This window comes from Sulfuricurvum sp., from assembly GCF_028713855.1.
Lineage (GTDB): Bacteria > Campylobacterota > Campylobacteria > Campylobacterales > Sulfurimonadaceae > Sulfuricurvum.
Map to the genome: position 1 here is coordinate 114,269 of NZ_JAQTNN010000009.1, position 10,059 is coordinate 124,327.

At 43.2% G+C, this 10,059-nt stretch carries 9 protein-coding genes and 1 pseudogene; 2 read left to right on the forward strand and 8 right to left on the reverse strand.

Going from position 1 to position 10,059, the window contains the following annotated elements:
* The 5 genes from lptB to PHI47_RS09735 all read right to left on the reverse strand — a co-directional run bounded on the left by lptB (position 1) and on the right by PHI47_RS09735 (position 4,190).
* On the reverse strand, positions 1 to 723 hold the full coding sequence (gene lptB / locus PHI47_RS09715; RefSeq protein WP_299932680.1) for an LPS export ABC transporter ATP-binding protein: 723 nt from the start codon (positions 721 to 723) through the stop codon (positions 1 to 3).
* Positions 716 to 1,126 (reverse strand): tRNA (adenosine(37)-N6)-threonylcarbamoyltransferase complex ATPase subunit type 1 TsaE, encoded by a 411-nt coding sequence (gene tsaE, locus PHI47_RS09720; RefSeq protein ID WP_299932677.1) that lies wholly within the window; start codon positions 1,124 to 1,126, stop codon positions 716 to 718. Before tsaE ends, lptB begins: the two co-directional genes overlap by 8 nt.
* The gene (trpD, locus tag PHI47_RS09725; RefSeq protein ID WP_299932674.1) at positions 1,123 to 2,103 is read right to left on the reverse strand and encodes an anthranilate phosphoribosyltransferase; all 981 of its coding nucleotides are present in this window, start codon (positions 2,101 to 2,103) and stop codon (positions 1,123 to 1,125) included. Before trpD ends, tsaE begins: the two co-directional genes overlap by 4 nt.
* The gene (locus PHI47_RS09730; protein WP_295042070.1) at positions 2,100 to 2,348 is read right to left on the reverse strand and encodes an RNA-binding S4 domain-containing protein; all 249 of its coding nucleotides are present in this window, start codon (positions 2,346 to 2,348) and stop codon (positions 2,100 to 2,102) included. Before PHI47_RS09730 ends, trpD begins: the two co-directional genes overlap by 4 nt.
* Positions 2,349 to 2,450: 102 nt before the next feature.
* Positions 2,451 to 4,190, reverse strand: coding sequence for a YgiQ family radical SAM protein (locus PHI47_RS09735; RefSeq protein ID WP_299932668.1), 1,740 nt, complete (start codon positions 4,188 to 4,190; stop codon positions 2,451 to 2,453).
* A 133-nt stretch (positions 4,191 to 4,323) separates the two neighbouring features.
* Between PHI47_RS09735 and PHI47_RS09740 the strand changes: the two genes are divergently transcribed.
* A complete protein-coding gene (locus tag PHI47_RS09740; protein WP_299932665.1) occupies positions 4,324 to 4,755 on the forward strand; it encodes an iron-sulfur cluster assembly scaffold protein in 432 nt (143 codons plus the stop codon).
* The gene (locus PHI47_RS09745; protein WP_299932662.1) at positions 4,752 to 5,585 is read left to right on the forward strand and encodes an iron-binding protein; all 834 of its coding nucleotides are present in this window, start codon (positions 4,752 to 4,754) and stop codon (positions 5,583 to 5,585) included. The genes PHI47_RS09740 and PHI47_RS09745 overlap by 4 nt, the downstream gene beginning before the upstream one ends.
* Before the next feature lie 74 nt (positions 5,586 to 5,659).
* On the opposite strand, the gene PHI47_RS09750 is transcribed toward PHI47_RS09745, so the two are convergent.
* From PHI47_RS09750 to PHI47_RS09760, 3 genes and pseudogenes are all read right to left on the reverse strand, one after another.
* Positions 5,660 to 7,621 (reverse strand): LapD/MoxY N-terminal periplasmic domain-containing protein, encoded by a 1,962-nt coding sequence (locus tag PHI47_RS09750; protein ID WP_299932657.1) that lies wholly within the window; start codon positions 7,619 to 7,621, stop codon positions 5,660 to 5,662.
* Between the two features lie 2 nt (positions 7,622 to 7,623).
* Positions 7,624 to 8,268, reverse strand: coding sequence for a transglutaminase-like cysteine peptidase (locus PHI47_RS09755; protein WP_299932654.1), 645 nt, complete (start codon positions 8,266 to 8,268; stop codon positions 7,624 to 7,626).
* Between the two features lie 19 nt (positions 8,269 to 8,287).
* Positions 8,288 to 10,059, reverse strand: a pseudogene (locus PHI47_RS09760) (hypothetical protein); the annotation flags it as partial.

Genomic DNA, 10,059 nt, shown 5'->3' on the forward strand with positions numbered 1-10,059 from the left:
CTAAAACTTGAACGATTCACCGAGGTAATGTTGACGAACATCGGCATTATTGGCGATCTCATCACTCGTCCCCGAAGCCAGCAGCTCACCGCTTTTAATAACATACGCCCGATCACATACCGCTAACGTCTCACGAACGTTATGATCGGTAATCAACACACCGATTCCATACTCCACCAACTGCGAAATTACACCTTGAATATCCATCACTGCGATCGGGTCTACTCCGGCAAACGGTTCATCCAAAAGTAAAAAACGAGGTTTATTTACCAGTGCACGAGCAATTTCGGCTCGACGACGCTCTCCACCGCTAAGATTGATCCCACGACGGTTACGGATCGGCTCAATGTTAAACATCTCTAATAGCTCTTCAATCCGTTTATCCGCCATCTCTTTGCTCAGTTTTCCTGCTTGAGCCGCAATAATAAGATTTTCCTCGACCGTAAGGTCTTTAAAGATTGAAGCCTCTTGCGGGAGATAACCAATCCCCATTCGTGAACGCTGATGAAGCGGTAGGTTGGAAACATCTTCACCGTCGATATAAACTTTACCGCCTGTCGCTTCGATCAATCCACAAATCATATAAAACGTCGTTGTTTTACCCGCGCCGTTGGGTCCGAGCAACCCTACTACTTCTCCGGTACGCAGTTCCATACTGATACCGCGAACGATTTCATGATTTTTAATTGTTTTGACCAAATGATCGACTTTTAACTCATGCACGCTGCACCTCATAATATCGCGATTGCTCATCGCATTTGGTAATTTTTAAAATAAGACAATCGATTCCGCATCGTTTAATTAAATCAATAAGAGCACCATCGCCCCACTCGACCAAGTGATAACCATCCCTCTCCAACTCTTCCATCATCCCCAGACTTAAAAATTTCTCGAATCCGTAGTTATAGAGATCATAATGATAGAGCTTCTCGCCGTAACGCTGTTGCAGAGAAAAAGTCGGAGAAGTGACTGAATCTTTCATCCCAAGATAGTGGGCAAAAGCCTGCGTTAAGGTCGTTTTACCACTGGCCAAATCTCCTTGGAGAATAATAACACCCCCATTGGGAAGTAATTCGGTAATGTCAGAACAAAGTTGCGGCAACTCTTCTAAAGTAAGCTTATTCATAGTTTAGATGATACCGACACGATTTGATCCAATTTTTTAGCCGCTTTCCCGCTTAGAAGGGTCTCTTTGGCTATTTCAAGCCCCTCTTGAACATCACGTGCCATCCCCTCTGCTACAAGGGCGTAAGCCGCATTAATCAAAACCATATCCCGTTGAGGATCGGTAGCGCGGTTATTCAAGATATTGGTGAGAATCTGAGCATTTTGTTCCGCTTCTCCTCCGAGAATCGCTTCAAAAGGAGCTTTTTTGATCCCAACCATTTGCGGATCGATCTCGAAATAATCGATTACACCGTTTTTCAAATGTCCCGCATAGGTGATGTCGCTAATGCTGATTTCATCCATCTTTTCGCGCGAACTCACCACAATCGCCGAGTGCATCCCCAACGTTCGCGCCGCTTCCGCCATTTTAGGAACGAATACCTCATCAAATACTCCCAAGAGGATTTTAGAGAGTCCGACAGGGTTGGTGAGCGGTCCAAGGATATTAAAGATCGTTTTTTCAGGGATCGAGCGGCGTATCGGCATAATAAACTTCATCGCCGGATGGTGGTATTGAGCGAATAAAAAGGTAAATCCGCACTCTTGGAGAAGTGCCGAACTCTGCTCTAAACTCAGATCCAGTTTCACCCCCAAATATTCGAGCACATCCGCACTCCCCGATTTGGAAGTAATAGAACGATTACCGTGTTTTGCGACATATGCGCCCGATGCGGCGAGGACGAGGGCGACGGTAGAGCTTACATTAAAACTCCCACTCTTGTCTCCCCCTGTTCCGACCACATCGATGAGTTTTGGTTTGAGTTCAGCAGGGACTTCGAGGATGATCGAGTGGGTACGCATCACCTCTGCCGCCGTTGCAATCATCTCCGAAGAGGTCTCTTCATTGAGACTAAGAGAGAGTAAAAACTCCCGCATCTCATTATCATCCATTCTATGTTCAAAGAGTGCTTCAAAATCGGATTTCGTAGCGATCATGAGAGTTCCTTGACATAGAGATGTTGCTGTGATTTCGGGGTCGATTTGATCGTTGGGATCGCCAGCACTTCATAACGCATCTGTTTTTCGAGATACACGAGAGTGATAATGTCCCCTACCGCAACGTTTTTAGCGGGTTTTACCGCTTTATCGTTGATGTAGACGACACCCTCGCCAATCATATCCTGAGCTACGGCACGGCGTTTGGTCAGATTGACCGCATTTAAAAATTTATCGATTCGCAAAGAGGTTCCGTAGTATTGAGTTTGAAGTGGTTATTGTAGGTAATGAAAGCTAAAAGAGAGGTAAGAGCGCAAAAATTGTTCCACTATTTTTACGCTCACTATTTAACTCGCGAAACCGCTTTTAAAAGAGTCTTTGGCAACAACGATCTGTTTTTGTTTCTCTTTGCGCGCGGTATCTTTTTCAACAAAGATTTTTTTACGCGTTTGCGGATCCATCTCGGTGTAGTACATCACCGCCGAATAGGTTCCAGGAGTCGGAGTAAAGACCTGTGCCTGTTCGGGATTCATCTTGAGTTCATCGGTCGTAAAGCGCTTCAAATCGTGCATATCTTTCTCGGTGCATCCCGGATGGGCGGCGATAAGATAGTAGGTCAAGAACTGCTTTTTACCTTCTTCTTTATTCAATTTATCATAGAGCTTTTTAAAATCGACGAGGGTTTGTTTGCCGGGTTTGTTCATCAGATGCAAAACATGATCCGAGGTATGCTCAGGGGCAACTTTCATCTGTCCTGAGATGTGATGCTTCACCATCTCTTTGAGATACTCATACCCTTGGCGTTTATCCTCATTTATCAGATCGTAGCGAACCCCCGAAGCGACAAACGCTTTTTTAATCCCCCGCACTTCCCGAAGTCGGCGCAGGAGGTTAATAACACGGGTGTGATCCACTTTCATCGATTTGCACAGATGGGTATCATCGACACACCTCTGATGATCGCACGTACCGTGTTTGAGCTTTTTGTTGCACTCATAACCATACATGTTGGCGGTAGGACCACCTACATCACTGATGATCCCTTTGAAATCTTTGTACTCGGTAAACTGGGTTGCCTCTTTTACAATCGACTCTTCACTACGGGTGCGGATAGTACGCCCCTGATGAACACCGATCGCACAAAAATTACACTCCCCCCAGCACCCCTGATGGGTCATGATAGAGAATTTGATTGTTTCCAAACACTTTACTGTCCCCTTCGGTCGATGATAAGGGTGAAGTTCACGGGTAAAAGGCAACGCACTAACCGCGTCCATCTCGTTCTCATCCAGATAATCAGCGGGAGGATTTTGGATACTGTAACGCCCATCCACTTCCTGACATAATCCCTTTGCAGAGATAGGATCGTTATGGTTGTAAAACATATCAAAGAGATCAATATAACGCTCTTTGTTTTCCAAACACTCTGCATGGGATGGCAACGTCAGATACCCCTCACGAGGCTCTTTGGCGATATAACACACCCCTCGAATGTTATGAGGGGATTCACCGGAAGCTAACGCTTTAGGAAGAGCGACAATCGCCCCCTCCCCCATCCCATAAATGAGATAATCGGCTTTAGAATCGAATAAAATAGGCTTACGGAGTTTGTTCGTCCAGTAGTCATAATGGCTCACGCGACGCAAACTCGCTTCAATTCCCCCCAGTACGATAGGGACGGTGTTTTTGAAATGTTTGCGGATAAGATTGGTGTATACGAGCGTCGCGCGGTCAGGTCGTGCGTTATTGACACCACCCGGAGTGTAGTCGTCGCTGTTGCGAAATTTTTTGGTTGCAGTATAGTTGGAGACCATCGAATCAACGCTCCCGCCACTCACCCCCCAAAAAAGTTTCGGCTCCCCCAAGCGCATCACATCATCCATAGTGATATCGGGCTGTCCGATAATTCCGACGCGGTACCCTTCTCGCTCCAATATCCGTCCCACAACGGCTACGCCGATAAACGGAGAATCGATGTAGGCATCACCGGAGATGAGGATAATGTCGCATTCATCCCAGCCGCGTGCATCCATTTCGGCACGGGTAGTGGGTAAATAGCGAAGATGTTCAGGGGTAATTGTTTTCATAACGCGATTGTACCACAACGTCGTCATCCTCGGACTTGATCCGGGGATCCATCTTTTGTGCTTAAGATGAACTTTTTTTTAGCTGGATTCCCGCTTTCGCGGGAATGACGAAAACCTGCGTTATAATAATCAAATGGAAAATAATCTAAATCAAGAGATCATCGAGCATCTCATGCATCCGCGCAACTATGGCCCGCTGAAAGCTCCCACAGGTATAGGGGTTGGACACAGTGAACGAAGCGGTGAATTTGTCATGTTTTATATCAAAACAGAGGGCGAAATACTTCAAGAAGTCGGTTATGCTACCAACGGTTGTCAGGATACCGTTGTATTAGGATCAATGTTTACCGAAATGATTAAGGGAGAATCGCTTGAGTATGCCCAAAAGGCGGCAATAAAACTTCGTGATAAAGTATCATTTGGACCCGCAAAACAACAAGCGTGTGCGGATATGGTCCTTACGGCGTTTGAAGCGGCTTTAATTCATGAACGCAACTGCATCGAAGGTTCAACAGAAGAACTTTATGCCATTGAAATCGATATGGAATGTGAGGTAGAAGAATGATTGATGCGACACTCTTTCGACGCAAACACCAACTTTGGCTGCGTATGGCCTTTATCTCCTTTTCGGTAAAGGATCCGTGGGTTAAAAATCGTCTTTACGAATTTTCCCAAATCGAATTTCGCCATCTCAAATGGCTTGCTCAGTCACTGTATGAAAACAATTCCGCATATGACTATGAGCGTGATTCAAAATTTAGTATTGAGGGTGAATCATTTTTTACTCTTCTTCGGACGACGATCAATGAAATTAAAACGCTTCATCTGTTGTACAGTGGAACACCCTTATCTGAGCGGATGCGCCATGATGAAGAGTATATCCTTATTACGCTAACTGCTTATCTAAACAAATTCTCATTGGATGAACCGCTTAGTGCATTTAACCGTTCCCGTCATTGGCCGGATGCACTGCTGAGTGCTTCTGAAATCGATTCGTTAACCCTCTTTTTGTTTGAAGAGCTGTATAAAGAGTACGAACTTATCATGGTCTATTTTTACCGACAAATCCGTGCCACAACTCCACTCCAAGTAAGCCATTTTCAAGATCTCATTGATGAATCACACTTTCATTTACGCTCATTTGGAGAGATGATGGCAAAAATGGGCATTTTGGCACTTCCTCGAACACTCCATCCACGAACCTATGAAATCACCGATATGGGGAAATTTCTCCGTTCCGGGATACTCGAAGAGGAGAGTGCCAAAGAAGAATGTCGTAAACTCTCATCGTCAATCACAGACGAAAAACTCTCTGCATTTTTTGAGTTTATCAATTACCAAGAGAGTTACCACATAGAAATTATGAAAAAACTATTAGGAGAAAAGTATGATTGAACAGGGAAATATTTATATTTTATTGGCTGTTATAGCTGTTTTTGCGTTTGTTCTCACCCGTAAAAAGGGGTGAGTTATTGTAATAAAGAGACAGGAGCAATATAAGTTCCTTGGAAGCAATCGATACCGAGAGCTTTTAAGCGTTCAACATCCTGAGCTTCTTCGATGTTAATCGCAATAATCGAAATACCGAGGCTTCGGGTAATATTATTAAAACTCTCTCTGCTTTTACCGGTATCTTTATCAAACATCATATCTTGCAAATAAGCACCGTTAGCTTTTACATAATCAGGACGAATTGCCTGAAGATAATATGCCCCTGCTTCGGGGATCGTGAAATGGTCAATTCCAAAACGGTAGCCGAACTGTTTTATCATGGTACTGACCGCAGATACCGCTTCGAGCTCATGCAAAGCCGTCGTATTACTCACTTCAAACCAAAGTATCAGACTGCTTTGACGATGAAATATCTCTAATTGAGTTCGTAACCACTGAATATTGACGTATTTTTTCACAAAATCACCGCTGAGATTCAAGGCCAACGGAGTAACAGGATTTTGCTCTTTGATGTGTTTAAACACTTTTTCAACCATATAGCGATCCAATACATCGATAAGCCCCAAACTCGTAGCAACAGGGATAAAATATCCCGCCGAATGGATAACTCCGTCACGATCCAATAAACGTAAAAATATCTCTTCATGCATTACGTTCAAGTGGTCACTACGCTGTTCTACTACACTTTGAAATGCCAAAAGCATACGTGATTCATCCAAACTTTTCAGCAATTCAGAACGCCATTCTTCACGACCCAATACTAAAGTTTCATCTCCCTCTAGATTGAAATCGACTGTGAAATTCCCTTGCAGTTTCGCTTGTGTTACCGCATGATCCGCACGCGATAAAAGTGATTTAAGGGTATCATTTTCACTGTAAATACCTACTCCACAGCCAATTGTTAAATATTCTACAAGATGATTATCTATCGATTCTATGAGCGTCCGCATCCGTGCCATTAGACTTTCAATACAAAGCTGAACAGATATAATTCCTGAAGCTGGAATAGTTGCAAAAAAATCACTCTCATTGAGGCGTACAATCAATGACGATGGAAAGGGACTCAACCCTGTATTTAGTCCATCAGCTAATGTATTGATAAGATGGTTATAGTGTTCATATCCACACTCACGTTTGAAACGGTCAATCTCATCTATGCTCACAAGGAGATAAACTCCCGAAGATAATGAAACATCTGATTGAAGATACTCGGGAAGTTTGGCAGTGAGATAACGGCGATTATAAAGACCTGTTTCCGTATCTTTATAAAGAAGTTCATGATAACGGCGTAAGGTCTCATTTTCCCGATCAAAAATATCTTTTACTTTTTCAACCATTGCATTCATCGCGATTGTAACAGAACGGAATTCGGTGGTAAAAGGGATCTTTTTCTCGATAATAAATTCATTGTCAATAATCGCTTTGGCCTGCTCACGTATCCGTTTAAGAGATTTGAGACTAAGAGAAAGAAGTACATAGAGAAATACAAAAACAACAGTCCCTATCATTAAAAATGTTTTTACCAAATCGATCATTGTATCGTAAAGCTGTCGATACGCATTTCCTGTATGACCGCTCACTTCAAGGGTACCGAAACGGTTCCACCCTATCATAATATCACTTTTTGCAATAGCATTATGTATCGGAACCATCTTGATAAACCATTGAGGTACATTACTAACACGCATATCACTCTCGCGGTTGTAAACCTCTTTACCATCAATGTCAACCAAACGAATACGCTGATAATATCCGCTATCATAAATCGCGTTGATCATCGTTTCCATAGTAGATGTATCGGAAGGATCAGCAACTTTCGAAAGCGAAAGCCCCAATGAATGTGCTGTATTTTTCGCATCGGTATAGAGCTGATTTTGGACAAATTCAGTTGCTGTTTTAAAATTTAGCATCATTACCGAGACCAAAATAACTCCTAAAAAGAGTCCGAGCATCAGCACCAGTTGTTTAAATAAGCTCATCGTTATTCCTTATGTTGAGAGATAATAAGTTCGTCCCACGGACGTTTTTGATGGGTTGCGGCAGGAACCAACTTCCCGATTTGGGCTTGCTTAGCATTAAAAAGTTCATCTCCTCTAAAACTATAAATCGGAATCAAATCGTCACGTTGCGATGCTGGAAGAATTTTGTAGTTGTAATTATCCAGTACCAAAGGTACCGATTTTGGCGTTGCATAGTAGGTAAGTACCATGTGCGCACTTTTATATCGGATCGATTTGGCATAAGTCATATAGAGTTTTGAAGTGGGAACCCCTAATTCTTTAAGGGTAAAATATTTGGCAATAACAAAGTCTTCACAATCGGCTTTATCCTTGCCGATAAACTCCAATCGGGTCGCCCAGTAATCGCTTACACCCCATGTCTCTTTATCCGATGCATAGGGGGTTTGATTGAAAAAATCGTTCACTTTTTCCATTTTTTCCATTTCATCCGCATCCTTAACGTCGTTCATCATGGAAACCAATGCGTAAGCCCGCCGCTTAGCGAATACACCATACTCTTTTTCAATCTTATCTAAAAATACTTTGGCAATAGAAAATTCTGGTGAACTGAGGAGAATGGCGGCAATTGCCGCCATAATGAAGAAAAGGGTGAATATATTTTGCATCCCTTATAATAACGTAATTTTAAATAACTGTATCAGTTATGACAGTTTCTACTTTTACCGTTACGGTCGGATCCGTGGCATTGACGCCATTGGATGTATACACATCAAAGGTGTGACCGGATTCGGTTACTGTCCCGCTATTAGACCAACCATCAGCCTGTGTTAACTGCACTTTATCGTTTGCACTGTCACCAAGAATTGTTAGTGTATGGCTACTGTCTGTCATATCAATAACATCAGAATAAGAGAGATTTGTTAGAGTGTGATTTCCATTTTGACTTAGATTGATCACTTCCATATTACTAATCTTACTACTGTCCAATGCACTAAAGTCGATACTCGTACCACTCAATAAAATCAACGTATCTCTACCTGCACCACCATCGATGACGATATCCAATGCATCGTACACGATAGTGTCATTACCGACCCCTCCATACAATGAATCACTACCCGCTTGACCGTCAAGTGTATCATTTCCAGCTCCACCGAAGATCATGTCATTACCGTTACCGCCATTGATCGTATCATCTCCGGCATATCCGCGAATTAAATCATTTTGAGTCGTTCCATTCAACGTTTGAGATGCTTCCGAACCAGTTGTCACAGTTGATGTTGTTTCACTCACCGTAATATTGAAATTTTCACTTGTACTTGCCGTATCGCCGTTACTTATTTCTGTTGCAGTAGCAGTCAGAGTAAGATTCATCGTACCTGTATAATTATCCGGCGGCAAAATGTATAAATTAGATAACTGATCCGGTGTCAATGTCCAACTACCATCAACGTTATGTGTTCCATTCGTTAGAATTGCACCGCTTGGTATTCCGGAAATCGTAACACTTAATGTTTCTGATCCGTCTGTATCATTAAGAGAAGCAGCTAAAGCCAACGCCGTTAATGCAATTGGTGCACTATACGCAATTCCACCAACAGTAAAATTAGCATTCGAAAGGGATAAAGAAGAGTCTTTATAGGTATCACCACTATTGAGAACTAACCAATCAAACGTATATTTTCCATCCATTGTTGCAGTATAACTATAGGTATCACTAATCGTTAAATTAGGGAATTTATTTTCTGATGAATCAACCATTACATAGGATTTTACCCCATTCGGATCTGTTACAACAAGAATTACCTGGTCATTATAACCGTTTGCTACTTCCGATTGCAGGTTTTCTCCGTTTTTGAATGTGTAATCCCAACTTACCGTCATGCCCGAATTCATATCGTAGCTAGCTTCCGTTGTTTTTCCGTCAATAATATTAACATATCCCGGGTCATTTACATTTGCACCCGTTGGATCAAAACGATTATCCAAAGAACCCGCTGCCAAACCTAATTCAGATTCTAGATTAGCTTGAGTTACCCCACCACCCATATCGTATTGTGTCACAACAATATCGCTATTCCCAGTCGAAATAACCGTAGCACCTTCATTTAGTGCATTAATGCCAGCTATAGGGCTTAGAGTAGGAATATCAGCAACAGCTGTGGTTGCCGGTACGGCTTCACTGTCGGTTCCGGTCGCATTGGAAGGATCGGTGACCGTCACGTTGACGCTTGGCAAGTTACCGCCGCCGTTGATCAGGTCGGCTCCCGCTTGGGTCAAGCTCACCGCTCCGGTTGCCGGATCGATCGCATAGACGTTACCCACATTGGTGGTGAGGCTGTAAACGAGGGTATCTCCGTCCGCATCCGATCCTGCGCTGGTCGCGATCACGTCGCCCGCTGCCGCGGTGTTTTCTACCGGGGTAGCGTTGATGGTTACGACGACCGTCGGTGCGT

Excerpts from the sequence above, each read along its gene's own strand:
- trpD (WP_299932674.1), bottom strand. The coding sequence starts at position 2,103 with ATGATCGCTACGAAATCCGATTTTGAAGCACTCTTTGAACATAGAATG.
- PHI47_RS09745 (WP_299932662.1), top strand. The coding sequence starts at position 4,752 with ATGATTGATGCGACACTCTTTCGACGCAAACACCAACTTTGGCTGCGT.
- PHI47_RS09750 (WP_299932657.1), bottom strand. The coding sequence starts at position 7,621 with ATGAGCTTATTTAAACAACTGGTGCTGATGCTCGGACTCTTTTTAGGA.
- PHI47_RS09735 (WP_299932668.1), bottom strand. The coding sequence starts at position 4,190 with ATGAAAACAATTACCCCTGAACATCTTCGCTATTTACCCACTACCCGT.
- PHI47_RS09755 (WP_299932654.1), bottom strand. The coding sequence starts at position 8,268 with ATGCAAAATATATTCACCCTTTTCTTCATTATGGCGGCAATTGCCGCC.
- PHI47_RS09740 (WP_299932665.1), top strand. The coding sequence starts at position 4,324 with ATGGAAAATAATCTAAATCAAGAGATCATCGAGCATCTCATGCATCCG.
- tsaE (WP_299932677.1), bottom strand. The coding sequence starts at position 1,126 with ATGAATAAGCTTACTTTAGAAGAGTTGCCGCAACTTTGTTCTGACATT.